Genomic DNA, 23,672 nt, shown 5'->3' with positions numbered 1-23,672 from the left:
TCGTTGTCCTCCGTGACCGGCGTCGTGCCGCGCCGGGACGCAAAGCGTGAACCCGCCGCACCGCGTCGGGCAAGGGGGCCTCAGGGCACGAGGACGAGAGCGCCTTCCACCTGGCCCGCCCGCAGCCGGGCGAGTGCCGCCGGCGCCTGCTCCAGCGGCAGCGCCTCCGCCGCGATGCGGACGGGCACGCGCGGCGCGAGGGCGAGGAACTCCTCCCCGTCCCGCCGCGTCAGGTTGGCGACGGAGCGCACCACCCGTTCCTCCCATAGGATCGCGTACGGGAAGGACGGGATGTCCGACATGTGGATGCCGGCGCAGACCACCACGCCGCCCTTGTCCACCGCGCGCAGCGCCGCCGGCACCAGCGCGCCGACGGGGGCGAAGATGATGGCGGCATCGAGCGGCACCGGCGCCGGCCCGTCCGACGCCCCCGCCCAGGCGCAGCCCAGCCCGCGCGCGAAATCCTGCGACGCCGTGTCGTCGCGGCGGGTGAAGGCGAAGACCTCGCGTCCCTCCCACACCGCGACCTGCGCGACGATGTGCGCCGCCGCACCGAAGCCATAGAGGCCGATCCGCTTCCCATCGCCCGCCATGCGCAGCGCCCGGTGCCCGATCAGCCCGGCGCAGAGCAAGGGCGCCGCCTCGACATCGGAATAGGCGTCGGGGATGGCGAAGCAGAAGCGCTCGTCCGCGACGGCGAATTCGGCATAGCCACCATCGACCTGGTAGCCGGTGTAGCGCGCGGCGTCGCAGAGGTTCTCCTGCCCCCGCGCGCAGAAGCGGCAGGTCCCGCAGGCAAAGCCGAGCCACGGGACGCCGACGCGCGCGCCGATGGCGTGGCGATCGGCCCCCGCCCCGCGCGCGACGACGCGGCCGACGATCTCATGGCCCGGAATGACGCCTGACTTCGGATGCGGCAGGTCGCCATCAACCACATGCAGGTCGGTGCGGCAGACGGCGCAGGCGGCGACGCGGATCAGCACCTGGCCCGGACCCGGCGCCGGCACCGGGCGGCTTTCCAGCCGCACGGACCGCGCTGCCGCGTCCAGCGCCATGGCGCGCATGGCTAGGCGGCCATGGCGGGCCGGCGCGTCCGCCAGGTGGTCGCCTGCTCATAGGCATGGCCGGCGCGGAGCACCGTCGCATCCTCGAAGGGCCGGCCGATCAGCTGCGCGCCGACGGGCAGGCCGTTCTCGCCGAAGCCCGCGCAGACGGTCAGCGCCGGCTGGCCGGTCAGGTTGAAGGGGATGGTGAAGTTGGCGACCTCGAAGGAGGTCCACTTCCCCGGCACGGTGATGGGCGGCGCCTCGGAGGGCTGGGCGGCGGTCAGCAGCAGGTCGCAGCCTTCCATCGCCTTCGCCACCGCGTCGCAGAGCTCCCGCCGCCGCCGCTGCGCCTGCAGGTAGTCGGCGGCGGAGATGGTGCCGGCGAGGGCAAGGCGCTCGCGCAGGATCTCCCCGTACTCGCGATACTTCGTGCGCAGCCAGGGCTCGTGCACGGCGAAAGCATCGGCGGCGAGGATCAGCCAGCCCGCCGCGTTGAAGTCCTGCAGCGGCGGCAGGCGCACCTCCTCCACCGTCGCGCCGAGGCCCTCGAGCGTTTCGGCGACATGGCGGATGCCGGCCGCGACGCCGGGGCTGACGGGCCAGTCGCTCTCGTGGAAGTGCCGAATGACGCCGATCCGCAGCCCGCGCACGCCGCCGTTCAGCCCCGAGAGCAGGTCCGGCTTCGGCCGGTTGGCCGAGGACGCATCCGCTGGATCGAAGCCCGTCAGCGCATCGAGCAGCAGCGCGCAATCCTCGACCGTCCAGGCGAGCGGCCCGACCGTGTCGAGGCTGTGCGACAGCGGCAGCACGCCGACGCGCGAGCACAGGCCGTAGGTCGGCTTGATCCCCGCCGTGCCGCACAGCGCCGCCGGCCCGCGGATGGATCCTCCGGTGTCCGACCCGGTGCCGCCGAGGATGACGCCCGCAGCGACCGCGGCGCCGGTGCCCGAGGATGAGCCGGAGGTGAACCGCGCCGTGTCCCAGGGATTGCGTGCCGGCGGCCAGGGCAGGTCGAAGGACGGCCCGCCCCAGGCGAATTCGTGCGTCGCGAGCTTGCCCAGCATGACCGCCCCGGCATCCGCCCAGGCGCGCACCGCCGCCGAATCCTGCTTCGGGACATGGCTCTCGAGCACGCGGGAATGGCCGGTCGTCGGCACGCCGGCGGTCTCGTAGATGTCCTTGTGGCCGATCGGGATGCCGTCGAGCGGCCCCTTCAGCGTGCCGGCCATCTGCCGTGCCTCGGCGGCCTTGGCCTGCTCCAGCGCGATCTCGGGCGTGAAGCGGATGAAGGCGTGGATCTCGGCGTTCACCGCCTGCGCCTTGGCCAGGCGGTCCTTCGTCAGCTCGACCGGCGAGAGCTCCTTCGCGGCGATGCGCTTCGCCGCCTCGGCGATGGTCGGGATCATCGCGCGGCCCCCTTCGGGGCGAAGGTGACGGCCATTTCGGCGAAGCATTCGCGCGGGGTGCGCACGCGCTCGCCCATGGCGAGGATATGGCCGGAGACGGCGCGGATGGCTTCCTTCTCGGCCTCCGTCAGCGGAAGGCCGTGGCGCGCCATCAGCGCGTCGAACTGGGGCTTGTCCATGGGCTCGGGCATTGCGGCGTGCTCCTTCGGCAGGCCGCGGATGCTGCGCCCCTGGGCGCGAAGGTCAATCCCGCGCGTCAGCCCTTCGCCGCGCGGGCGGACAGGGCCTGCGCAACCTTCGTGCAGGCGGTGCGCAGGCGATCCTCGCTCTGCGCGAAGCACAGGCGCAGATGCCCCTCCCCGCCCGGCCCGAAGGCGGCACCGGGGGCGAGGCCGACACCCGCCGTCGTCAGCAGGTCCTTCGCCAATGCCAGGCTGTCGGTGCAGCCATCGACCTTGAGGAACAGGTACATCGCCCCGTCCGGCCGCGGCGCCGTCACGCCCGGCACGGCGCCCAGGATGTCGAGTGCGAGGTCCCGGCAGGCGCGATAGCGCGCCTGGGTCTCGGCAATGAAGGCGTCGCCCTGGTCGAGGGCCACCACCCCCGCATGCTGCACGAAGGTCGGCGCGGAGGACATGTTGAACTCGTTGAGCTTCGCGAGGCTGTCCATGAGCGCCGGCGGCGCGACGATCCAGCCCAGCCGCCAGCCCGTCATCGACCAGGACTTGGAGAAGGAATTGACCGAGACGACGCGGTCCTCCGCCGTCGCGATCTCGAGGAAGGAGGGCGCCGCATCGCCGGCGAAATACAGCCTCTCATAGACGTCGTCGGCCAGGATCCAGGTCCCGGTCTTGCGGCAATGATCCAGGATGGCGCGCTGCTCCGCGGCCGTCAGCGTCCAGCCGGTCGGGTTGCCGGGGCTGTTGAGGAACAGCAGCCGCGTGTCCGGCGTGACCGTCGCGAGGAGTTCATCGAGGTCGACGCGCCACACGCCGTTGGCGATGCGGATCGGCAGCGGCGTCACCTCCGCGCCCATCACCCGCGCGATGCCGTCCATGTTCGGCCAGGCCGGCATCGGGATGACCACCCGGTCGCCCGGCGAGAGCAGCGCCTGCGCCACCAGCATCAGCGCATTCACGCCCGAGGCCGTCACCGCGATCCGCTCCGGCCCCACCGGGCGGCCGTTGCGCGTCAGGTAGCGCGAGATCGCCTCGCGCAGCGGCGCGATCCCGGGGTTCGGCGCGTAGAAGGTGTGCCCGGCATCGAGCGCGGCCTTCGCGGCCTCCCGGATGAAATCGGGCGTGACGGTATCCGGCTCTCCGAAGAAGAGCCGGATCAGGCCGGGTATGTTCCGCCCGGCTTCCGAGACCTCCCGGATCAGGGAACCGGGGATGACGTCGAGGGCGGGGCGCGGGCCGGTCGGGAAGGCGGTCATGCCGCGGACTTACCGCCGCGCCGCGGTCCTGGACAGGGGCGGCGGCGACGGGCTTAGGTCGCGCCATGCCCGTGCCCGTCACCTTCGCCGCCCCCCATGCCTATCTCGGCGCCCGTCCGGACGACCGGGGGGCCGCCTTCTGCATCGCCGGCGTGCCGCTCGACATCGGCACGACCAACCGCGCCGGCACGCGGGACGGGCCGCGCGCCATCCGCGCCGCCGCGCGCATGCTGACCGACGGGCGCCACCCGGACAGCGGCGTCGACCCGACCGCGCTCGACCTCTCGGACCTCGGCGAGTTCGAGATCGCGCTGGGCGACATCCCCGAAAGCCTGCGGCTGATCGAGCAGCAGGCGGCGGGGCTGAACCACCTGCTCGCCTTCGGCGGCGAGCACGGCGTGACGCTGCCGCTGCTGCGGGCGCTGACGAAGCGCCTCGGCGGGCCAGTGGGCCTGGTGCATATCGACGCGCATCTCGATACGTCCGAGGACAATTTCGGCCAGCGCTTCGCCCATGGCTCGGTCTTCTGGCACGCCATCACCGAGGGGCTGATCGCGCCGAAGCGCATGATCCAGGTGGGCATCCGCGCGCCCGCCTGGCCCGAGATGTACGACTGGACCCGCGGCCAGGGGGTGACGATCGTCCCCGCGCAGGAGGTGCACGAGAGCACGCCCGCGGCGGTCGCTGCCCGCATCCGGGAGGTGGTGGGCGAAGGCCCGGCCTACCTGTCCTTCGACATCGACGGGCTCGACCCCGCTTTCGCGCCCGGCACCGGCACGCCCGAGATCGGCGGCCTCGCGACATGGCAGGCGCAGGGGATCCTGCGGCGGCTGGGTGGCATCGACTTCCGCGGCGCGGATGTGGTCGAGGTCGCGCCGGCCTATGACGTGGCGGAGATCACCGCGCTCGCCGCGGCGACGATCGGGTGGGAATACCTCTGCCTCCAGGCGGCGCGCGCCTGACCGAGGGGGCTTTGCTCCCCTCCAGGCGACGACAGTCCCCTGGCCCCCGCGAGGGGCGGTACCCTTTCGCCGGAGACTTTCCGGCCACCCGGTGCCCCTTTCCGGCCGATATGCGCCCTGCTCATGGTCGTTCCGCAGGAATTCACTTGAAATGGGGGGCTCGGCCGCATATTTCCCTGCCCGCGCCCAATACGGGGCGCTGACGCCATCGCACGTGCCGCGAGGCAGCGTTCAAGGTGGCGGCACCGGCCCGCTCCCCCACCCGGCCACCCATCCAGGATACTGTCGCTGGGTGGCCGGGTGGGGGAGCGGACCGGTGCCGTCTCCGGACAACGCGCCACAAGCAACGACGGGACGCGTCCTTTGTTCGATCCGGCCATGAGCGTGGGCCGGAAGGTTCGAGGGAGCCGCCTGTGTCGCCTGTCCGCCGCCTTGCGATGAGGTCTCATCGCATCAGACGCAGCGCCTGATCGGCAGCGCCGCGCCGCCGTCCCGTCCCTAAGCGCCCAGGCGCCGAGGGGATCGCGGGGCGTCGCGCGCGGCGGATGGCCGGGCAGGCTCCGTCATTCCCCGCCGCCGCGCCCGGCCGTGATGGCCCTGCGGCGCGGCGGCGGGCGCCCTTCTTGCCCTGAAAGTCCCGATGCGATGACCCAGTTTCGCCCCCGCGGCGCCGTCGCGCCGCTCCGCCGCCCCGCCGCCCGCGCCACGACCGTGGATGCGGCCGTCGCCGCGCTGCGCCCCGAGGCGCCGCTGCACTGCCTGCGCCCGCAGGCCGTGGCTGCGGCCGCGCACGCCTTCGTCGCGGCCTTCCCGGGGGACGTGCTCTATGCCGTGAAGTGCAACGCGGAACCCGCCATGCTGCGCGCCGTCGCGGCTGGCGGCGTGACGCATTTCGACTGCGCCTCGGATGCCGAGGTCCGCGTCGTGCGCAGCATGTTCCCCGATGCCGCGATCCACTTCATGCATCCGGTGAAGTCCCGCGCGGCCATCCGCGCCGCCTGGTCGCAGTTCGGCGTGCGCGACTTCGTGCTGGATACCGATTCCGAGCTGACCAAGATCCTGGAGGAGACCGGGTCGCAGGATCGCGGCCTGGTGGTGCGCCTCGCGCTGCCCAAGGGCTCGGCGGCCTATGACCTCTCGGGCAAGTTCGGCGCGGCGCCGGAGGAGGCCGCCGCCCTGCTGCGTGCCGCGCGCCCTCATGCGGCGCGGCTCGGCCTGTCCTTCCACGTCGGCTCGCAGTGCCTCGACCCCGGGGCCTGGACGCGCGCGCTCGCGCTCGCGGCCGAGGTGATCGCGGCGGCCGGCGTGGCGGTCGAGATCGTCGATGTCGGCGGCGGCTTCCCGGTCGCCTATCCGGGCAGCGAGCCCCCTCCGCTTGCTGCCTTCATGGACGCGATCCGCGCCGGCGCGGCGCTGCTGCCCGAGGGCGTGCGGCTCTGGGCCGAGCCCGGCCGCGCGCTGGTCGCGGGCGGCGCTTCGGTGGTCGTGCAGGTGCAGTGCCGGCGCGGCGATGCGCTGTATGTGAACGACGGCGTCTATGGCGCGCTGTCGGATGCCGGCGCGCCCGGCTTCCGCTTCCCGCACCGGCTGCTGCGCCTCGACGGCGCGGCGTCCGAGGTCCCGCGCGCCTTCACGCTGTTCGGCCCGACCTGCGACAGCGCCGACGTGATGCGCGGCCCGTGGATGCTGCCCGCCGATGTGCGGGAAGGCGACTGGATCGAGGTCGGCCAACTCGGCGCCTATGGCACCGCGCTGCGCACCGCCTTCAACGGCTTCGACCAGGCGCTTGTCACGGAAGTGACGGATTCGCCCATGCTCGCCACGCCGGGCTATGACACCGCCGCGGCGCGCGCCGCCTGATTCCCAGGGGATACGAGAACGATGAAGCACGCCGCCTTCCAGGGGCGCCTGGTGATGCTCGGCTTCGGGTCGATCGGCGAGGGCGTCCTGCCGCTGATCCTGCGCCATATCGACATGCCGAAGGACCGGATCGAGATCGTCACCGCCGATGACCGCGGCGTGGCGATCGCGGCCGAATATGGCATCAGGCATACGGTTCTGCCGCTGACGCGCGAGAACTACGCGACCGTGCTGCGCGGCCGCCTGTCCAAGGGCGACTTCCTGCTGAACCTGTCGGTGGACGTCTCCTCCGTCGCGCTCATCACGCTGTGCCGCGAACTCGGCGCGCTGTATCTCGACACCTGCATCGAGCCCTGGGCCGGCGGCTACACCGACCCGTCGCTGACGCCGTCGCAGCGGTCCAACTACGCGCTGCGCGAAGGCGCGCTGGCACTGAAGGCCGGCGCTGGCCCGACGGCGGTGACGACGCATGGCGCGAACCCGGGCCTCGTCTCCCACTTCGTGAAGCAGGCGCTGCTCGACATCGCGCGCGACACCGGCCACGACACCACGGTGCCGACCACGCAGCAGGGCTGGGCGCAGCTGGCCCACGACCTCGGCGTGAAGGTCATCCATATCGCCGAGCGCGACACCCAGGTCGCCGCCGGCCAGCCCAAGAAGCGCGGCGAGTTCGTCAACACCTGGTCGATCGACGGCTTCACCGGCGAGGGCTGCCAGCCCGCGGAACTCGGCTGGGGCACGCATGAGAAGGCGATGCCCGCCGACGGCCTGCGCCACGATTTCGGCTGCGACGCGGCGATCTACCTGATGCGTCCCGGCGCCTCGACGCGCGTCCGCTCCTGGACGCCGCTCGAAGGGCCGATGCATTCCTTCCTGATCACGCACAACGAGAGCATCTCGCTCGCCGACTACTACACGCTGCGCGACGCGCAGGGCCGCGTGGTCTACCGCCCGACCTCGCACTACGCCTACCACCCCTGCGACGACGCGGTGCTGTCCGTCCACGAATTCGCCGGCCGCAACTGGGAACTCCAGCCCGAGAAGCGCCTGATGATGGAGGAGATCACCTCCGGCATGGACGAGCTCGGCGTGCTACTGATGGGCCACAAGAAGGGCGCCTACTGGTACGGATCCCGCCTGACCATCGAGGAAGCGCGCGCGCTGGTGCCGCACAACAACGCGACCTCGCTGCAGGTCTGCGTCGCGGTGCTCGCCGGCATGGTCTTCGCCATCGAGAACCCCAATGCCGGCGTCGTCGAAGCCGACGAGCTCGACCACGCCCGAGCGCTCGAGATCTGTTTCCCGTATCTCGGCGAGATGGCGGGGGTCTATTCGGACTGGACGCCGCTGCAGGGGCGCGGGGAACTCTTCCCCGAGGACACCGACGCGGACCCTTGGCAGTTCGCCAACTTCCGCGTGACGTGACCGGAGAGGGGCACCGCCCCTCTCCAGACCTCACCCCGCCGAGGGCCGAAAGGCCCTCGGAACCCTTTACTTCCCCATGCGTGAACCGGCACCTATCCTCCCGGCGGAGGAAACGCCGATGACCATCATCCGCCCGAACCGGCCCGCCCCCATCGGCGCCGAGGCCGTGCCCGACAGCCACGGCCTCAACCTCTATCGCGCGGATCCGGCCTTCGCGAAGCTGCTGCCGCTCTATCTGCCCAAGGACCTGCTCGCGCACCTCGCGCCGCATCTCGACCGGCTCGGCGGGCTCGCGGGCGGCAGGCTCGCGGACCTCGCGGCGACGGCGGACATGAACCCGCCCGAACTCGTCCACCGCACCCGGCGCGGCGAGGACAGCCAGTCCATCGCCTACCACCCCGCCTACCGCGAAATGGAACGCATCGCCTTCGGCGAGTACGGCCTCGCCGCGCTGTCGCATCGCGGCGGCGTGCTGGACTGGCCCAAGGCCATGCCGGCGGCGGCGAAATACGCCATCACCTACCTGTTCGTTCAGGCGGAATTCGGCCTCTGTTGCCCGGTCTCGATGACCGACAGCCTGACGCGCACGCTCCGCAAGTTCGGCTCGCAGGACCTGATCGATCGCTATCTGCCGTCGCTGACCTCGCAGGACCTCGACGACCTGTACCAGGGCGCGATGTTCATGACCGAGCAGGGCGCCGGGTCCGATATCGCCAACACCGCCGTCACCGCCGCACCGAACGGCGACGGCTCCTGGGCGCTGACCGGCGACAAGTGGTTCTGCTCCAACGCGGACGCCGAACTCGCCATGGTGCTGGCGCGGCCCGACGGCGCGCCAGCGGGCATCAAGGGCGTCTCGCTCTTCTTGCTGCCGCGCGTGCTGCCGGACGGCACGACCAACCGCTACCGCATCGTGCGGCTGAAGGAGAAGCTTGGCACGCGGTCCATGGCCTCGGGCGAGATCAGGCTCGAAGGGGCGACGGCCTGGATGATCGGCGCGCCCGGCGCGGGCATGCGACAGATGGCCGACATGGTGAACAATTCCCGCCTGTCCAACGCCGTGCGCGCGGCGGGGATGATGCGCAAGGCGGTGACCGAGGCGCTCTACATCGCCCATCGCCGCATCGCCTTCGGCGCGCCAATCGTCACCCTGCCGCTTATGCGCCGGCAACTGGTGAAGATGCTGATGCGCGCGGAACAGGCGCGCAGCATGACCTTCCAGACCGCCGAGGCGCTGCGCCGCTCCGATGCCGGGGAGAACGGCGCCTATGCGCTGCTGCGGATCCTGACGCCGCTCATCAAGTTCCGCGCCTGCCGCGATGCGCGCGTCGTCACCGGCGACGCGATGGAGGTGCGCGGCGGCTGCGGCTACATCGAGGACTTCCCCGATGCCCGCCTGGTGCGCGACGCGCATCTCGGATCGATCTGGGAAGGCACGTCGAACATCGTCGCCCTCGACGTGCTGCGCGCGGCGCAGCGCGAAGGATCGCTCGAGGCGCTGGAAGGCCATCTCGCCGCGCTCCGCGCGACGACGCCGGAGGACCTGCCGCATCTCGACACCGCGACGGAACGCGCCTTCGCCCTCGCGCGCCATGCCCTCGGCGAAGGCGGCCCGGTGCTGGCGCGCCAGGCGGGGACGGCGCTCTACAACATCGCCTCCGCCACCGCGATGGCGTGGGAGGCCGCGCGGATCGGCGCGCCGGAGCGGCGCGAGCTCGCGCGCCTCGTGCTGGTCCACCGGGTGCTGCCGCGCGACCCGCTCGTGGCAGAGGCCGAACCCATCCCCGACGCGCTGCTGCCCGATCCGGGCGCCTGATCAGCGGCAGTCGACCTCGACGCGCTCGGGGCCCGTGACCTCGCGCCCGAAGCGCACGCCGCGGCCGTCCGAGCGGACCGTGCGGACCTCGCAACGCTTCGCCGCGCGCGGGACCTCGCCCTGGATGCCGGATTCCAGGCCCTCGTAGCGGCAGATCAGGAAGTACGGCCGGCCGTTGTCGTAGATGTCCCACCATTCGCGGCGGGCGCGGCGGTCTTCCTCCGGGCGCAACTGGGCCAGTTCGGCCGGGTCGCCTTCGAAGAGGTCCGCACCGCGCAGGTAATGGGTCTGGTGCTCGGGGCGCAGCGTCCAGCCCTGCGGCACCACCGGCGTGTCGCCCGTTTCCACCTGCAGATGCGGCGGGCAGGCGATGAGCGGGGGGCCGGGCGGCGCCGGCGGGCGTGTGGGCGGGCGCGGCACCTGCTGGGCCAGGGCCGGCCCGGCGGCGAGGGCGAAGACGGCGGCGATCACGAGGCGCATGGCGAGGGGACTCCCCTTCAGCGCAGGAAGCGCTCCGCTATTTCGTAGGCGACGCGGCCGGTTTCGTCGAAGGGTTCCCGCGCGAAGGGCGTCGGCGCTTCCTCGAGCGGCCGGGCCTGGCCGGCGGCGTAGATGCTGCGGTGCAGGCGGCGATGCCGTTCACCGAGCCCGCCGGGATCGGCGATGAAGACCGACACGGTGGTGGCCAGCGCCTCGGACACCATGGAGACGGAATCGCCGGTCACCACCACCGCATCCGCCCAGGCGAGGATTCCGGCATAGGGGTTGGCCCCGCGCCCGCCCCAGCGGTGCAAATGGTGCGGCACGCCCTCCAGCGCCTCGGCTACCGCCGCCTCGGCCGGGCGGCCTGTGCGGCGGGAACCGGTCGCCAGGACGCTGCCCGCAAAGCCCGCGACCTGGCGGGCGATGGCGGCGGCGGTCTCGGGCGCCATGCCCTCCCCGCGCGGCGGGCCGCCCAGCAGCAGGGCGACGCGGGGGCCAGGGAATTCGGCGAACATCCCCCATTCCTCCCGCGCCGCGGCCAGGCGGGCGGGGCTCATCCGGTGGGTGGCGCCGAGGATGGGCAGGATGTTGGGGGCTGCGGGCGGCGAATCGTGCCGGCCGATGACCAGCAGGTCGAAGCGGGACTCGCCGAAGCCCGGCGCCATGCAGTGGACCGTCCGGACCCCCTGCCGCCCCAGCCACAGCGCCACCGCGGCGCTGCGCCGCCCGGCCGAGATCGCGAGGTCCGGCAGCGGCCCGTCCAGTTCCCGCCGCGCGGCCGCCGTCAGCCCCATGGTCGTCGCCCAGCGCAGGGGCAGCCGGGCCATCATCCCCCATTCCAGCGGCACGGTCCGGAAGGGCCGGCCGAGCCGTTCGGCGATGCCGATGGCCTGGGCCGCGGTGCCCGCGCGGGGGTCGGCCAGCACCCAGATGCGCCCCGCCTCCGCCTGCGTCATGGACGGCGCCCCTTCCGCCGACTACCAGAGGGGGGAACCGGACCACCACCAGGACGAAGAACCATGACCGCGCTGCACGCCTCCGAATGGGACCGCGATGCCGCCCTGACCACGGCGCGCATCCTGCTCGAGATCAAGGCGGTGAATTTCCGCCCCGAGGAGCCCTACACCTTCACCAGCGGCTGGAAGAGCCCCGTCTACATCGACTGCCGGAAGATCATCTCCTTCCCCCGGGCGCGCAACCGCATCATGGAACTGGGCGTCGAGAAGATCGGCCGCCATGTCGGCTATGAATCGATCGACGTGGTGGTGGGTGGCGAGACCGCCGGCATCCCCTTCGGCGCCTGGATCGCCGACCGGATGATGGCGCCCATGGCCTATGTCCGGAAGAAGCCGAAGGGATTCGGCCGCAACGCCCAGATCGAGGGCGAAGTGCCGGTCGGCCAGCGCACCCTGCTGGTCGAGGACCTGACCACCGACGGCGGGTCCAAGATCCGCTTCGCGAACGCGCTGCGCGAGGCCGGCGCGGTCTGCGAGCACACCTTCGTCGTCTTCTTCTACGGCGTCTTCCCCGGCGCCTTCGACAAGATGCAGGCGATGGGGCTTAACCTGCACCACCTCTGCACCTGGTGGGACGTGCTCGAGGTCTGCCGCGAGAAGCCGTATTTCAGCGAGGCCGCGCTGAAGGAAGTGCGGAAGTTCCTCGAGGACCCGGTGTCCTGGTCGAAGGCGCATGGGGGCGTGGGGAGCGTGGAGGAAGCGAAGCTGAAGGATGCGGTGGAGTAATCGGACAGCAGCATGAACACCGATCCCTCCACGCTTTTGCTGACGGGCGGTGCGTTCACCGTTCCTGGCGGTGTGGAGGGTCGCGACCTCGTTGAAGAATTGACATTTGATGCTCCGAGTCGAAGCGAAGGACGCACCCCGGCCCATCGCGAGCGCTTCTGCTTGGTTGCCTTGCTACGGCACCTGCTCCTGACGGAGCCCAGCCTCTTTCCGGCGACCATCTTTCGCAACGAGGCTCCCGACTTCCTCATCCATCGTCCCTGCGGCGCAGCCATCGCGATAGAGCACACCGACGCGGGGGAGCCTCACTACCAGCGTTTCTTGTCAGAGATCGAGCATGCGCGCTCAGAGACTGTGGGTCCCACTGAGGTTGTCTCCATCCCCAGTCCGGGCGGGGACGGTTGGATCGGGGACGCTCCTGAGCGGACTTTCATCGAGGCCCTGAGAGCGTCCTTCTTGCGCAAGTCCGCCGAACAGACGTGGCGAAATGCACCCGCTTCAGCTGAACGCTGGCTCCTAATCTACGATCAAACCAATACTAGCATCTACCTCAGCAACAGTGCTGCAGCGGGGTTCCTACGATGCGCCGCACAGGATAAGGGCGGCGCGAACTGGCCATACGATCGGATCTATCTGGTTCGCAGCCAGGAAATCGTGCTCGGCTGGCGTCAGCAGAAGAGCACCTCATGAGCATGCGACATCAGGTCCTTTGCTATGCGGCACTCTTACTGGCTGCTGCGGCGCCCGCCGCCGCCCAGCCGCGCGACGCGCTCACCATCGGCATCACCCAGTATCCGTCGACCTTCCACCCCAACATCGAGAACATGGCCGCGAAGTCCTACGTGCTGGGCTTCGCGCGACGTCCGCTCACGGCCTATGGCGCGGACTGGCGGCTCACCTGCCTGACCTGCGAGACGCTGCCCTCGCTCGAAAACGGCCTCGCGGTGCGGGAGACGACGCCGGACGGGAAGCCCGGCATCCGCGTCACCTATCGCCTTCGGGAGGGCCTGCGCTGGGGCGACGGCACGCCGGTCTCGGCGGAAGATCTGCGTTTCGCCTGGGAAGCCGGCCGCGACGCCGCCACCGGCTTCGGTCCCGCGGAATACTACCGCAGCGCCTATGAGCTGATCGTCGAGGACCCACGCACCGTCACCATCCGCTTCGACCGCGTCACTTTCGAATACGCCTCGGCCGGCGACTTCCAGCCCTTGCCCGCACACATCGAGCGCACCCGCTGGCAGGCCGATCCGCGCGCCTACCGCACGCGCACCGCCTACGACACCGAGACGACCAACCCCGCGCTGTGGAACGGCCCCTTCCGCATCACCGCGGTACAGCCGGGCGCCTCCGTCACGCTGGAACGCAACCCGACCTGGAACGGCGCTACGCCGCAGTTCCGCCGCATCACCATCCGCACGGTGGAGAACACGCCGGCGCTGGAGGCGCAGCTGCTCGCCGGTCAGGTGGACATGGTCGCGGGTGAGCTCGGCCTGCCGATCGAGCAGGCCATCGCGCTGGAACGCCGCACCGGCAACCGCTTCCGCTTCCTCTACCAGCCGGGGCTGATCTACGAGCACATGGACGTGCGGCACGACCATCCGGCGCTGTCGGACCGGCGCGTGCGCCAGGCGCTGCTGCTCGCCACCGATCGTGCGCAGATCACCGAACGGCTCTTCGCCGGACGGCAGCCGGTCGCGCATAGCTCGGTCAATCCGCTCGACCCGATGCACGATCCGGACGTGCGGCAATGGCCCTTCGACCTCGCCCGCGCGCGGGCGCTGCTGGATGAGGCCGGCTGGACGCCGGGCCCCGACGGCATCCGCCGCAACGCGTCCGGAGACCGCCTGTCCATCGAGTTCATGACCACCGCCGGCAACCGCTCGCGCGAGGCGGTGCAGCAGGTGCTGCAGGGCATGTGGCGGCAGGCGGGCATCGATGCCCGGATCAGGAACGAGCCGCCGCGCGTGCTCTTCGCCGAGACGCTGTCGCGCCGGCGCTTCCAGGGGCTGGCGCTCTTCGCCTGGATCAGCGCGCCGGAGAGCGTGCCGCGATCCGCGCTGAACTCCGACGACATCCCGCGCGAGGCGACCAACTGGTCCGGCCAGAATTACGGCGGCTACCGCAACCCGGAGATGGACGTGCTGACGCAGACCATCCCCGAGCAGCTCGACCCCGCCGAGCGCCGCGTGATGTGGCGTCGGCTGCAGGCGATCTATGCCGAGGATCTGCCGGCCATCCCGCTCTGGTTCCGCGCGGACGCGCATGTCTGGCCGCAATGGCTGGAGGGGGTGCGGCCGACGGGGCATCTGAACGTCTCGACCTTGTGGGCGGAGGAGTGGCGGGCGCGCTGATGCTGGACCACGTCTCCATCACCGTGGCCGACCTGCCGCGCGCGGCGCGGTTCTACGACGCAGTGATGGCGGCGCTCGGCGTGCCGTGCGTGTGGCGCGAGGCGGATGCCATCGGCTACGGCCTGCGCAGCAGCGCCGAGGATGACGGCCACACCTACCTGACCATCCGCGCGACCGGCGCCGTGATCCAGGCGGACCGCCGGCACTGGTGCTTCCGCGCGCCCGATCGTGGCGCCGTCGACGCCTTCCACGCCGCGGGCGTGGCACACGGCGGCACGGATGACGGCCCGCCCGGCCTGCGCCCGCACTACCACGCGCACTACTACGCCGCCTTCCTGCTGGACCCGGACGGCAACCGCGTCGAAGCGGTGTGCCACCGCCCCCCGTGACACGCCCTGCGTATCGGTTTCCAAAGGCCTTTCGGCCTTTGGCGGGGTGGGTTCGGGAGGGGCGGCGCCCCTCCCGTCACCGCGCATGATCGCTCGCCGTCTCCTCCAGATCGCACTCACGCTGGCGATCCTTTCCTTCTGCGCCTTCGCCCTGATCGCGCTCATGCCCGGTGACCCGATCGAGGTCGCAATCGCCGGCGACCCGCGGCTGACGGCGGAGGACGCCGCGCGGCTGCGCGCGCTGCATGGCCTCGACCGTCCCTTCCTCGAGCGCTACCTCGCCTGGGCGTCGGGGCTGGTGCGCGGGGAGTTCGGCTATTCGCGCCTCTTTGCCCAGCCGGTGGCGTCGCTGCTGCTGCCGGCGTTGCGATCGACGCTGGTGCTGGCGGGGACGGCGCTGCTGATCGCGCTGGTCTTGGGCGTCGCGCTGGGCGCGCTGGCGGCGTCGCGGCCGCGGACGGCGCCGGCCGTCGATGCCGTGGCGGTGATGGGCCAGGCGATGCCGACCTTCTGGCTCGGCATCCTGCTGATCATCGCCTTCGCCGTGACGCTGGGCTGGCTGCCGGCGGGCGGCAGTGCGGAACACGGTCTCGGCCTCGCCTACCTGGTGCTGCCGTTGGCGACGCTCGCGGTCGCGCATCTCGCCGCCTATGCGCGGCATTCGGCGGCGAGCCTCGAGGCGACGCTGACCGAACCCTGGATCCGCACCGCGCGGGCGCGCGGCGCGCCGGAACGCGTGGTGCTGTGGCGGCATGCCTTCCCGAACGCGGCGCTGCCGGTGCTGCAGATCGCGGCGCTCGATGCCGGGGCGCTGGCGGGCGGCGCGCTGGTGACCGAGACGGTCTTCGCGCGGCCCGGCATGGGCAAGCTGCTGTATGACGCGGTGATGGGCAACGACACCAATCTCGCGCTGGTCGCGCTGCTGCTGGTGGCCCTGGTGACGATGCTCGCGACGCTCGCGGCTGATGTCGCGCAGCGGCTGCTCGACCCGAGGCTCGCGGAACGATGACGCGGCTCGCCGCGGGGCTCGCGATCCTGGGCGCGCTCGCGCTGGCGGCGGCGGCCGCGCCGCTCGTCGCGGCGATGCTCGGGCATGATCCCTTCGCGCCCGACCTGCTGGCGCGGTTCGAGCCGCCTTCGGCCACGCATCCGCTCGGCACGGACGACCTCGGGCGCGACATCCTGCTGCGGCTGCTGCACGGGGCGCGGGTGTCGCTCGCGGTGGGGTTGGCGGCGGCGCTGGCGGCGACGGTGATCGGCACGGCGGCGGGGCTCTTCGCGGCCTGGCGCGGCGGGGTGGCGGATGCGCTGGTGATGCGCATCGCGGACTTCATGCTCGCCTTGCCGGCCCTGCCGCTGCTGGTCCTGCTGGCGGCGGCGGATCCGTCGCGCATCGGCCTGCCGGCGCGCGGGGAGGCGGCGGGCGACGTGCTGCGGATCGTCGTCATCCTCGCACTGTTCGGCTGGATCGGGGTGGCGCGGCTGGCGCGCGCGGCAGCACTCTCGACCTTCGCGCGGGACCATGTGCGGGCGGCACGCGCGCTTGGCGCCAGCGAGGCGCGGATCCTGCTGCGCCACGTCCTGCCCGCCCTCGCCGCGCCGGTGGCGGTGGCGACGGCGCTGGCCGTGGCCGGCGCGATCCTCGCCGAATCGACGCTGTCCTTCCTCGGCCTCGGCATCAGCCCGCCGGCGCCGTCCTGGGGGAACATGCTCGCGAACGCCCAGGAACTGGTGTTCAGCGCCCCCTGGGCCGCGGTCTGGCCGGGCCTCGCCATCATGCTGACGGTCGCCGGCTGCACCCTGGTGGCCGACGGGGTCCGCCGCCGCCCCGGCACGCGATAGATTCCGCGCCGCATCATCGAGGCTTGCCCCGGATCAAGGCAGGCCCTAGCCAGTGCGCTGAATTTGCCATCCAGCCCGGCCCCCGGCGGGGGGCCGCGACCTATCGAGAGGGACGCCGGTCAGACCATGCCGAACACGCCGCTTACGAAGTCCATGATGGACCTGCTCTCCCACATCAGCCTGCCGGCCGCCGACGCCCCGTCGGAGAAGGACCCGGGCCTCACGGACCCGATGACCCCGCTGGCCGAGACGCTGACCGGCCCGCACGCGGTGGTCGACCACCTGCTCGCCGAGGTCGAGGAAGACCTGCGCGTTGGCCGCAAGGAAGCCGCCGCGACCGCGCTCGGCCTCGCCGCGACGCGCATCAGCCTGGACGCGGCGCGCGGCACGACCCCGCCCAAGCATGTCGAGTGGCTCGCGGCGCATCTGCGCAACGCCCATCAGGCGCTGGCCGACGGCTTGCCCGGCAAGGCGCTGCCGTCGGTGCGCCGGGCGCGCCTCGCATTGCGCCCGTGACATCTGCCGGTAACGAATCTTACGAATCAGTCACTTTGCGGTGACTCTTCGGATAGGACGAGAGGTGTAGGAGGGCCCGAGGCAGCGGCCCCCCGACCGTGCCGATTCGTGATTCGGTCTACCAGGTCGAAAGGATCCTTCGTCCATGTTCCGCGCCATCCTGATCGCCGCCGGCCTGCTGCTGGCCATCGGCACGCTCAGCCCCGCCGACGCCGCCCGCAGCCGCACCCGCGCCAGCACCACCGAGGCGACCTCCGCCTCCGGCGAGGCGCCGCGCGCCACCAATTCGCGCCGCCACCGCTCCTCGGCCTCCCAGCAGCGCCGCCACCGCAACGAGGCGTCGACCTCCCGCCGCAGCCGCGGCGAGGCGTCCTCCCGCCGCCGCGGGTCGCAGCAGGCCTCGGCGCGCCGCAGCACGCCGCGCACCACCGAGACGCAGTAAGCGACGACGACACGAGGGGGCCGAAAGGCCCCCTTCCCTTTTCCGCGGACGGCCGGGGTCAGTCCCCGATGGGGCCGCCATCCTTCCTGACGATCGCGATCACGGATGGCCGGGGCGGCATGCCCTCGGCGAAGTCGGGCCAGCGCGTGGACGGCCGCTCGAAGGTCGACCCCGCATCCTCGCCGGGGTGCTGGATCGCGAGGAAGATGGTGCGGTCGTCCGGCGTGAAGCGCGGGCCGCAGACCTCCGCCCCCGTCGGCGCCTGGTAGAACAGCCGCGTCAGCGCCCGCCCGAACCCCGCCGTATCGGCCGCATAGAGACCGTCCGCCACGCCGGCATTCGCCGGTGCACCATCCGTCGCGATCCAGATCCGGCCCTTGCTGTCGAAGGCGCAATTATCCGGACAGGATAACCAACCATCGTCCGAGGTCGCGCGATGGTACTGCGCGCCCGCATCGATGCCTGGCTTGCCGGCGGCGATGAACAGCGCCCAGCGCGCCTCGGTCGCCGCATGGTCGACGCGGTCGGTGCCCGCGCCGGGCGGGATGATCTCGAGGACATGGCCGTGGATGTTCCGCGGCCGCGGATTGGCGCCGCCGGCCTGCTGCGCCGTGCGGCGGCTGTTGTTGGTCAGCATGACGTAGACGCGGCCATTGACCGGGTTGGTCTCGACATCCTCCGGCCGGTCCATCGGCGTTGCCCCCAGCAGGTCTGCCGCGCGCCGCGTCTCGATCAGCACGTCGGCCTGGCTGGCGAAACCGTTCGCGGCGGTCAGCGGGCCCTGGCCGAAGACCAGCGGCAGCCACTCCACCTTGCCGTCCTCGAGGAACTTGCCGGCGTAGAGCGTGCCCTCGTCCAGCAGGTCCCGGTTCGCCGCGCGGTCGTTGGGGTTCCAGGGGCGCGCGGTGACGAACTTGTAGACGTATTCGAAGCGCTCATCGTCGCCCGAATAGATCACCACGCGGCCATCGGCGCTGACCGCATGCGTCGCACCTTCATGCTTGAAGCGGCCGAGTGCCGTGCGCTTCACCGGCACGCTCTCGGGGTCGTAGGGATCGAATTCCACCACCCAGCCGAAGCGGAAGGATTCGTTCGGCTCCTTCTCGACGTCGAAGCGGTCCTGGTGGCGCCACCAGTTGTACAGGCTGGCATTGACGATGCCGTAGCGGCGCATGATCGCCTGGTGCGGCGTCTTCGCAGGGTCGCCGCCGAAATAGTAGTTGGTGTTCTCCTCCCCGGTCAGGACGGTGCCCCAGGGCGTGTTGCCGCCGGCGCAGTTGTTGAGCGTGCCGAGCACGCGCATCCCCGTCGGGTCGTCCTTGGTCTTCATGCGCTCCGCACCCGCCGCGGGGCCGGCGACGCGCATCGGCGTCTCCCCGGTGATGCGGCGGTTGCGCGGGCTGTCCTTCACATAGGACCAGGCATTGCCCTCGCGCTTCACCTCCACGACCGACAGGCCATGGGCCATGAGCTCGGCGCGCGTCTGCGGGCCGCTCGATCGCGTGCGCGCCTCCCGCCCCGATCCCATGCCGGGGAAGATCAGATTGGTGTTGGTGTATTCGTGGTTGACCACGAGCAGCCCGTGGTCCGCCGTCCGGCTGCCCATCGGCAGCGGGAAGTAGTCGAGGTAGTCGCAATTGTAGCCGAACTGCTTCGCCTGGCTGGCCTCGGTCACGGCGCGCGGGTCGAAGGGCGGAGCGCCGGGCAGCACGGGATCGCCCCAGCGGATGACGACCTGGCGCTCATAGCCCTCGGCCACCGCGTCGGTCTGCGCCAGGCGATGGCGCAGCTCCGGGAAGGTCAGGGTCGAGGGCCCGCCCTCGCGCGGCGCCACGGTCTGCGCCGGCACGTCCCCCGGCAGCGCGGCGATCGCGGCGGCGGCGGCACCCGCGGCCAGCAGGCTGCGGCGGCCGTAGCGCGCGGCGATCACCTCGCCGATCGGGCGCCGGGGATCGGGGTTGGCCCCGACATCCTCCAGCGCCTCGATATCGATCTCCTCGGTCCGCTGCGCGTCCGGCATGCATCGCTCCCCGCCTATGCGGCAAGTGTGGCCATGCCCCGCGCCCAGGGAAACGGGGAAATCCGTGAAGCCTTGGCGACGGTCGCCGGTCAGCGCGCCAGGGTGACGATGGTGCTGCGCGGCGGTTCGTCGGGCTGCATGTTCGGCCAGCGCGTCGCGGGCTGCGCCCAGTTGGCACCGGGCGTCGCGCCGGGATGCGCGATGGCGGCGAGCACGGTGCCATCGGGCGCGACCGCCGCCCCGCCCGCCGCCGCGCCGACCGGTGTCGCGACCACCAGCGCCGGGGCACCGCCTTCGGCCGGCACGCGGTAGAAGGCCTCGGGCAGCGCGCCGGGACGGGCGCCACGATCGGTGCCGATCAGCAGCGCGCCGTCGCCATCGAAGCCGAGCGTCGCCGGCGCCCAGGGCCAGGCGGGCACCGCCGCCGGCGCCTCGTTGCGGCGGGTCGGCTGGACCGGCGCCTCGCGGCCCTCGACCAGGACCTCCGCGATGGCGGTATCGGCCGCCGCATTGCCCGCGGCCATGCGGATGTCGAGCACGCGGCCAGCCCCGCCCCGGATCGCAACACACAAGCGCTTGCGCCGCGCCTCATAGGCAAGGCCCGCCGCGCCGTCGAAGGCGGTGGCCCCGGCGTCGCGCGCCGCGGCCATGGGATTGCCCTGCGGCAGCGTCACCCAGCGGAGGTTGCCGCCCTCGATCCGCGCCGCGGCCATGCGTCCGGCGTCGAGCGCCCCGATCCCCGCCGTCCCATCCGAGACGAAGCGATAGAGGTAACCACCCGGCCGGCCGTCGGTCATCCAGACCACCGCGCGCCCGTCCTCGGACAGTGCGGCCGCGGCGTCCACCGGCCCGAAGCGGCCCGTCGCGGCATGCTTCACCGGCACGAAGGACGGGTCGGAGGGATCGACCTCCACCAGCATCCCGACCGCGTTCGCGTCGAGGCCCGGCAGGCGCTGCCGCCACTCGGCAGCTCCGCCCTCGGCGAGCAGCAGCGTGCCCCAAGGCGTCGCGCAGCCGCCGGTCACGCCGGCGATGCCCGCCACGGGACCACCATCGGCGCCCATGCGGCACAGCGTCGTCGCGGTCAGGCGCCGGTTCTGGAAGCCGCCATCCACGACCTCCCAGTTCCGGCCGCGCCGCTCGAGGTTGACGATGGAAACACCCTGCATCGCCCCCGCGATCGCCGGCACGTCCCGCCCGCCGGGGAAGGCCATGGCGGCGTTGACCGTCGGATGCGCGACGACGAGCAGCGCGCGCGGCACGCCATCCGATTGCGGGCCCGGCGTCACGACGGCGACCATCCGCGCATCCCAGCCGAACTGGGCGCCGGCGGCCTCGGCGGTCGGCTGCTGCGGGGTCCAGGGCGGCGCGTCGAAGGTGACGCGATCGCCCCAGCGGATCAGCACGCCGCGCGTCCAGCCCGGCGCGACGAAGTCGTCCTGGCGGATCGTCAGGGACTGCGCGCGAAGCACGCCAGGCGCAGCGAGCAGCGCCGGGGTCGCGAGCAGCAGCGCGCGGCGACGGGTCATGCGGGGACCTCCTCGATCCGGGGTGGCAGGTGGGCGCGGACGGGCGGCAGCGCCTCGGTCCACTTCTCCACCTGCACCAGGCAGGATTGCGCCGAGGGCCCCTGCCCCAGGCGCGAGGTGCCGACATCGGGCGTCAGCACGTTCGGATTGCCGTGCACGCAGAGGCTGCCGGGCACGCCCGGTTCCAGCGGATCGAACCAGGCGCCGGTCGCCATCATCGCCACGCCGCGCATCAGCCCGGCATCGGTGCGCAGGCCGCCGAGGCAGGCGCCGCGCGCGTTGAAGACGCGCACGATATCGCCCTCCTTCAACCCGCGCGCCGCGGCGTCCTCGGGGTTCAGGGTGATCGGCTCGCGGCCGCCGATCTTGTTGGTGGCGGCGACGCGGCCGGGATCGAGCTGCCCGTGCAGGCGCGTGGCCGGCTGGTAGGACAGGAGATGCAGCGGGAAGCGGTCCGCCTGCTGCGCGCCGAGCCATTCGCGCGGTTCGATCCACACCGGATGGCCGGGGGCGTCGTCATAGCCGAAGGACGCGACGGTCTCGCTGAACAGCTCCACCCTGCCGGTCGCGGTGTCCAGCGGGTTCTCCGCCGGGTCGGCGCGGAACTCGGCGAACTGGGTGTATTCCTGGCCGGGCGCGGGCGGCTCGGCCTCCCAGTATCCCTTGGCCCAGAAGCTGTCGAAGTCCGGCGTCTCGAAGCCGAGGCGCGCGGAATTCTGGCGCCACTGCTCGAACAGGTGGCGCAGCCAGGCGTCCTCGTTGCGCTGCTCGGTGAAGCGGTCGCGGTAGCCCAGTTCCTCGGCGATGTCGGCCAGCATGTCGTGGTCGTTGCGCGCCTGGCCGACGGGCTCGATCGCCTTGTGCATCGCGCGCAGGAAGCGGTCGCGGCCGCTGGACGCGATGTCGTTGCGCTCGAGCGTGGTGGTCGCCGGCAGCACGATGTCGGCGTGCCGCGCGAGCGCGTTCCAGTGCTGCTCCTGCGCGATGATCGTCTCCGCATTCGCCCAGGCGCGCAGCATGCGGTTGAGGTCCTGGTGGTGATGGAACGGGTTGCCGCCGGCCCACCAGATGATGCGCGTATCGGGGTAGCGGTGCTCGCGCCCGTTGAAGGCGTAGGTGCCGTTCGGGTTCTCGAGCATCTCCGTCACGCGCGCGACCGGGATGAAGGTGCCGGTCGGGTTGCGGGTGGCGGGCATGGAGAAGGAGGGCACTTCCTGCCGTGGATTGCCCATGCCGTTCACCGAGCCGTAGCCATAGGCGACGCCCTCGCCGGGCTTGCCGATCTTCCCCAGGATCGCGGCGAGCGCCGCGAGCATCCAGTAGGGCTGCTCCCCGAAATCGGCGCGCTGCAGCGACCAGGTCGCGGTCAGCATCGCCGGCGCCGCGGCCAGTTCCAGCGCCAGCGCGCGGATGCGATCCGCCGGGATGGTGGTGATCGGCGCGGCCCAGGCGGGCGTCTTCGGCGTGCCGTCGCTCTCGCCCAGGATGTAGGCGCGCAAGCGATCCCAGCCGACGCAATGCGAGGCGAGGAAGGCGCGGTCCTCCTTCCCCTCGGTCACGACGACATGCGCCATGGCGAGCAGCAGCGCGGTGTCCGTGCCCGGGCGGATCGGGATCCACTCGGCCTGGCACCAGTCGGGCACGTCGGCGCGATTGGGCGAGACCTGCACGAAGCGCAGCCCCGCCGCGGCGGCGCGGCGCAGGTTGATCTCGTTGGAATGGTCCCCCGCCCCGCCCGAGGTGACGAGCCCGTTGCGCAGCGGCAGCCCGCCCAGGCAGAGCATCACCTTCGCGTGACGCGTGATCGCCGCCCAGTCGGTGGTGCGGCCGAGCAGGACCTCGTTGGTGCCGAGGATGTGCGGCAGCAGCGCCTGCGCCGCCGCGTAGGAATAGGCGTTGACCTGCCCGGTATAGCCGCCGCCGAGGCCGAGGAAGCGCTGCAGCTGCGACCGCGCATGGTGGAAGCGACCCGCCGAGGACCAGCCATAGGAGCCGCCGAAGATGCTGGTCGGGCCGTGCTCGGCGCGCACGCGGCGCGTCTCCTCCGCCACCAGCCGCACCGCGCGGTCCCAGGAGACCGGGACGAAGGCATCGCCGCCGCGCAGCGCGCCCTTGCGCCGGCCCTCGAGCCAGCCCTTGCGCACATACGGCCGGTCCACGCGGCAGGCGGCATGGACGATGTCCGGCACCGCGTCGATCAGGCTGCCGGGGAAGGGATCGCGCGCGAAGGGCTGCACGCCCACCACGCGGCCGTCGCGCACCACCGCTTCGAAGCTGCCCCAGTGGGCGGCATGTGGCTTGAGTTCGGTCATGGGGGCGCTCCTTCGCGCGGAAAGGTGGCGCGGGCATGGCTGCATCGCAACCTTGCCCCCTTGGGCGCCGGGCGGGTCCGGGCCTAGAGTGCGGTC

The 23,672-nt window shown here is 72.1% G+C and carries 21 protein-coding genes; 12 read left to right on the top strand and 9 right to left on the bottom strand.

Features of this window, described 5'->3' with window-relative positions:
• Window positions 1–80 precede the first annotated feature (80 nt).
• The 4 genes from GWK15_RS16095 to GWK15_RS16080 form a co-directional block, all read right to left on the bottom strand.
• Window positions 81–1,064 carry a zinc-dependent alcohol dehydrogenase family protein gene (locus GWK15_RS16095; RefSeq protein WP_168042369.1) on the bottom strand — a complete coding sequence of 328 codons (984 nt, stop codon included), beginning with the start codon at window positions 1,062–1,064 and terminating at the stop codon, window positions 81–83.
• Window positions 1,065–1,066: 2 nt separating this feature from the next.
• Entirely contained in the window at window positions 1,067–2,452 is a 1,386-nt protein-coding gene (locus GWK15_RS16090; protein WP_168042368.1) for an amidase, read from the bottom strand.
• Window positions 2,449–2,643, bottom strand: coding sequence for a hypothetical protein (locus GWK15_RS16085; RefSeq protein WP_168042367.1), 195 nt, complete (start codon window positions 2,641–2,643; stop codon window positions 2,449–2,451). The genes GWK15_RS16090 and GWK15_RS16085 overlap by 4 nt, the downstream gene beginning before the upstream one ends.
• 65 nt (window positions 2,644–2,708) lie before the next feature.
• Window positions 2,709–3,887 carry a pyridoxal phosphate-dependent aminotransferase gene (locus tag GWK15_RS16080; RefSeq protein ID WP_168042366.1) on the bottom strand — a complete coding sequence of 393 codons (1,179 nt, stop codon included), beginning with the start codon at window positions 3,885–3,887 and terminating at the stop codon, window positions 2,709–2,711.
• Window positions 3,888–3,952: 65 nt separating this feature from the next.
• Here GWK15_RS16080 and speB point away from each other — a divergent pair, with 65 nt between their 5' ends.
• The 4 genes from speB (at window position 3,953) to GWK15_RS16060 (ending at window position 9,950) form a co-directional block, all read left to right on the top strand.
• The gene (gene speB, locus GWK15_RS16075) at window positions 3,953–4,849 is read left to right on the top strand and encodes an agmatinase (RefSeq protein WP_168042365.1); all 897 of its coding nucleotides are present in this window, start codon (window positions 3,953–3,955) and stop codon (window positions 4,847–4,849) included.
• A 645-nt stretch (window positions 4,850–5,494) separates the two neighbouring features.
• Window positions 5,495–6,709: a type III PLP-dependent enzyme domain-containing protein gene (locus tag GWK15_RS16070; protein WP_168042364.1), complete on the top strand. Its 1,215-nt coding sequence runs from the start codon at window positions 5,495–5,497 to the stop codon at window positions 6,707–6,709.
• A gap of 21 nt (window positions 6,710–6,730) precedes the next feature.
• The gene (locus GWK15_RS16065; protein WP_168042363.1) at window positions 6,731–8,134 is read left to right on the top strand and encodes a homospermidine synthase; all 1,404 of its coding nucleotides are present in this window, start codon (window positions 6,731–6,733) and stop codon (window positions 8,132–8,134) included.
• 118 nt (window positions 8,135–8,252) lie between these two features.
• The gene (locus GWK15_RS16060) at window positions 8,253–9,950 is read left to right on the top strand and encodes an acyl-CoA dehydrogenase family protein (protein WP_168042362.1); all 1,698 of its coding nucleotides are present in this window, start codon (window positions 8,253–8,255) and stop codon (window positions 9,948–9,950) included.
• On the opposite strand, the gene GWK15_RS16055 is transcribed toward GWK15_RS16060, so the two are convergent.
• Complete coding sequence (locus GWK15_RS16055; RefSeq protein ID WP_168042361.1) at window positions 9,951–10,430, bottom strand: STY0301 family protein; 480 nt, start codon at window positions 10,428–10,430, stop codon at window positions 9,951–9,953.
• Between the two features lie 17 nt (window positions 10,431–10,447).
• Complete coding sequence (locus tag GWK15_RS16050) at window positions 10,448–11,389, bottom strand: mitochondrial fission ELM1 family protein (RefSeq protein WP_168042360.1); 942 nt, start codon at window positions 11,387–11,389, stop codon at window positions 10,448–10,450.
• A 63-nt stretch (window positions 11,390–11,452) separates the two neighbouring features.
• On the opposite strand from GWK15_RS16050, the gene GWK15_RS16045 reads away from it, so the two are divergent.
• The 8 genes from GWK15_RS16045 (at window position 11,453) to GWK15_RS16010 (ending at window position 17,715) form a co-directional block, all read left to right on the top strand.
• The gene (locus GWK15_RS16045; RefSeq protein WP_168042359.1) at window positions 11,453–12,175 is read left to right on the top strand and encodes an orotate phosphoribosyltransferase; all 723 of its coding nucleotides are present in this window, start codon (window positions 11,453–11,455) and stop codon (window positions 12,173–12,175) included.
• 12 nt (window positions 12,176–12,187) lie between these two features.
• A complete protein-coding gene (locus GWK15_RS16040) occupies window positions 12,188–12,865 on the top strand; it encodes a hypothetical protein (RefSeq protein ID WP_168042358.1) in 678 nt (225 codons plus the stop codon).
• A complete protein-coding gene (locus GWK15_RS16035; RefSeq protein ID WP_338147270.1) occupies window positions 12,862–14,526 on the top strand; it encodes a peptide ABC transporter substrate-binding protein in 1,665 nt (554 codons plus the stop codon). Before GWK15_RS16040 ends, GWK15_RS16035 begins: the two co-directional genes overlap by 4 nt.
• Window positions 14,526–14,915: a VOC family protein gene (locus GWK15_RS16030; protein WP_168042357.1), complete on the top strand. Its 390-nt coding sequence runs from the start codon at window positions 14,526–14,528 to the stop codon at window positions 14,913–14,915. Before GWK15_RS16035 ends, GWK15_RS16030 begins: the two co-directional genes overlap by 1 nt.
• 85 nt (window positions 14,916–15,000) lie before the next feature.
• The gene (locus tag GWK15_RS16025) at window positions 15,001–15,924 is read left to right on the top strand and encodes an ABC transporter permease (protein WP_168042356.1); all 924 of its coding nucleotides are present in this window, start codon (window positions 15,001–15,003) and stop codon (window positions 15,922–15,924) included.
• Window positions 15,921–16,757 carry an ABC transporter permease gene (locus GWK15_RS16020; RefSeq protein WP_168042355.1) on the top strand — a complete coding sequence of 279 codons (837 nt, stop codon included), beginning with the start codon at window positions 15,921–15,923 and terminating at the stop codon, window positions 16,755–16,757. Before GWK15_RS16025 ends, GWK15_RS16020 begins: the two co-directional genes overlap by 4 nt.
• Before the next feature lie 126 nt (window positions 16,758–16,883).
• Window positions 16,884–17,273 carry a hypothetical protein gene (locus tag GWK15_RS16015; RefSeq protein WP_168042354.1) on the top strand — a complete coding sequence of 130 codons (390 nt, stop codon included), beginning with the start codon at window positions 16,884–16,886 and terminating at the stop codon, window positions 17,271–17,273.
• 145 nt (window positions 17,274–17,418) lie between these two features.
• A complete protein-coding gene (locus tag GWK15_RS16010) occupies window positions 17,419–17,715 on the top strand; it encodes a hypothetical protein (protein ID WP_168042353.1) in 297 nt (98 codons plus the stop codon).
• A gap of 58 nt (window positions 17,716–17,773) precedes the next feature.
• Here GWK15_RS16010 and GWK15_RS16005 read toward each other — a convergent pair whose 3' ends face one another.
• From GWK15_RS16005 to GWK15_RS15995, 3 genes are all read right to left on the bottom strand, one after another.
• Window positions 17,774–19,735, bottom strand: a complete 1,962-nt coding sequence (locus GWK15_RS16005) for a PhoX family protein (protein ID WP_168042352.1) — start codon at window positions 19,733–19,735, stop codon at window positions 17,774–17,776.
• A gap of 89 nt (window positions 19,736–19,824) precedes the next feature.
• Window positions 19,825–21,264, bottom strand: coding sequence for a PhoX family protein (locus tag GWK15_RS16000; RefSeq protein ID WP_168042351.1), 1,440 nt, complete (start codon window positions 21,262–21,264; stop codon window positions 19,825–19,827).
• Window positions 21,261–23,576 carry a molybdopterin-dependent oxidoreductase gene (locus tag GWK15_RS15995; RefSeq protein ID WP_168042350.1) on the bottom strand — a complete coding sequence of 772 codons (2,316 nt, stop codon included), beginning with the start codon at window positions 23,574–23,576 and terminating at the stop codon, window positions 21,261–21,263. Before GWK15_RS15995 ends, GWK15_RS16000 begins: the two co-directional genes overlap by 4 nt.
• Window positions 23,577–23,672: the final 96 nt, after the last annotated feature.

It is taken from the genome of Neoroseomonas oryzicola (assembly GCF_012163135.1).
GTDB lineage: Bacteria > Pseudomonadota > Alphaproteobacteria > Acetobacterales > Acetobacteraceae > Neoroseomonas > Neoroseomonas oryzicola.
Note: the sequence above shows the minus strand (reverse complement) of the source record. Positions and strands in the feature narration are given on the sequence as shown.

Excerpts from the sequence above, each read along its gene's own strand:
- GWK15_RS16050 (WP_168042360.1), bottom strand. The coding sequence starts at position 11,389 with ATGACGCAGGCGGAGGCGGGGCGCATCTGGGTGCTGGCCGACCCCCGC.
- GWK15_RS16005 (WP_168042352.1), bottom strand. The coding sequence starts at position 19,735 with ATGCCGGACGCGCAGCGGACCGAGGAGATCGATATCGAGGCGCTGGAG.
- GWK15_RS16030 (WP_168042357.1), top strand. The coding sequence starts at position 14,526 with ATGCTGGACCACGTCTCCATCACCGTGGCCGACCTGCCGCGCGCGGCG.
- GWK15_RS16065 (WP_168042363.1), top strand. The coding sequence starts at position 6,731 with ATGAAGCACGCCGCCTTCCAGGGGCGCCTGGTGATGCTCGGCTTCGGG.
- GWK15_RS16010 (WP_168042353.1), top strand. The coding sequence starts at position 17,419 with ATGTTCCGCGCCATCCTGATCGCCGCCGGCCTGCTGCTGGCCATCGGC.
- GWK15_RS16000 (WP_168042351.1), bottom strand. The coding sequence starts at position 21,264 with ATGACCCGTCGCCGCGCGCTGCTGCTCGCGACCCCGGCGCTGCTCGCT.
- GWK15_RS16045 (WP_168042359.1), top strand. The coding sequence starts at position 11,453 with ATGACCGCGCTGCACGCCTCCGAATGGGACCGCGATGCCGCCCTGACC.
- GWK15_RS16055 (WP_168042361.1), bottom strand. The coding sequence starts at position 10,430 with ATGCGCCTCGTGATCGCCGCCGTCTTCGCCCTCGCCGCCGGGCCGGCC.
- GWK15_RS16025 (WP_168042356.1), top strand. The coding sequence starts at position 15,001 with ATGATCGCTCGCCGTCTCCTCCAGATCGCACTCACGCTGGCGATCCTT.
- GWK15_RS16020 (WP_168042355.1), top strand. The coding sequence starts at position 15,921 with ATGACGCGGCTCGCCGCGGGGCTCGCGATCCTGGGCGCGCTCGCGCTG.
- GWK15_RS16070 (WP_168042364.1), top strand. The coding sequence starts at position 5,495 with ATGACCCAGTTTCGCCCCCGCGGCGCCGTCGCGCCGCTCCGCCGCCCC.
- GWK15_RS16095 (WP_168042369.1), bottom strand. The coding sequence starts at position 1,064 with ATGCGCGCCATGGCGCTGGACGCGGCAGCGCGGTCCGTGCGGCTGGAA.
- GWK15_RS16040 (WP_168042358.1), top strand. The coding sequence starts at position 12,188 with ATGAACACCGATCCCTCCACGCTTTTGCTGACGGGCGGTGCGTTCACC.
- GWK15_RS16090 (WP_168042368.1), bottom strand. The coding sequence starts at position 2,452 with ATGATCCCGACCATCGCCGAGGCGGCGAAGCGCATCGCCGCGAAGGAG.
- GWK15_RS16015 (WP_168042354.1), top strand. The coding sequence starts at position 16,884 with ATGCCGAACACGCCGCTTACGAAGTCCATGATGGACCTGCTCTCCCAC.
- GWK15_RS15995 (WP_168042350.1), bottom strand. The coding sequence starts at position 23,576 with ATGACCGAACTCAAGCCACATGCCGCCCACTGGGGCAGCTTCGAAGCG.
- GWK15_RS16035 (WP_338147270.1), top strand. The coding sequence starts at position 12,862 with ATGAGCATGCGACATCAGGTCCTTTGCTATGCGGCACTCTTACTGGCT.
- GWK15_RS16060 (WP_168042362.1), top strand. The coding sequence starts at position 8,253 with ATGACCATCATCCGCCCGAACCGGCCCGCCCCCATCGGCGCCGAGGCC.
- GWK15_RS16085 (WP_168042367.1), bottom strand. The coding sequence starts at position 2,643 with ATGCCCGAGCCCATGGACAAGCCCCAGTTCGACGCGCTGATGGCGCGC.
- GWK15_RS16080 (WP_168042366.1), bottom strand. The coding sequence starts at position 3,887 with ATGACCGCCTTCCCGACCGGCCCGCGCCCCGCCCTCGACGTCATCCCC.
- speB (WP_168042365.1), top strand. The coding sequence starts at position 3,953 with ATGCCCGTGCCCGTCACCTTCGCCGCCCCCCATGCCTATCTCGGCGCC.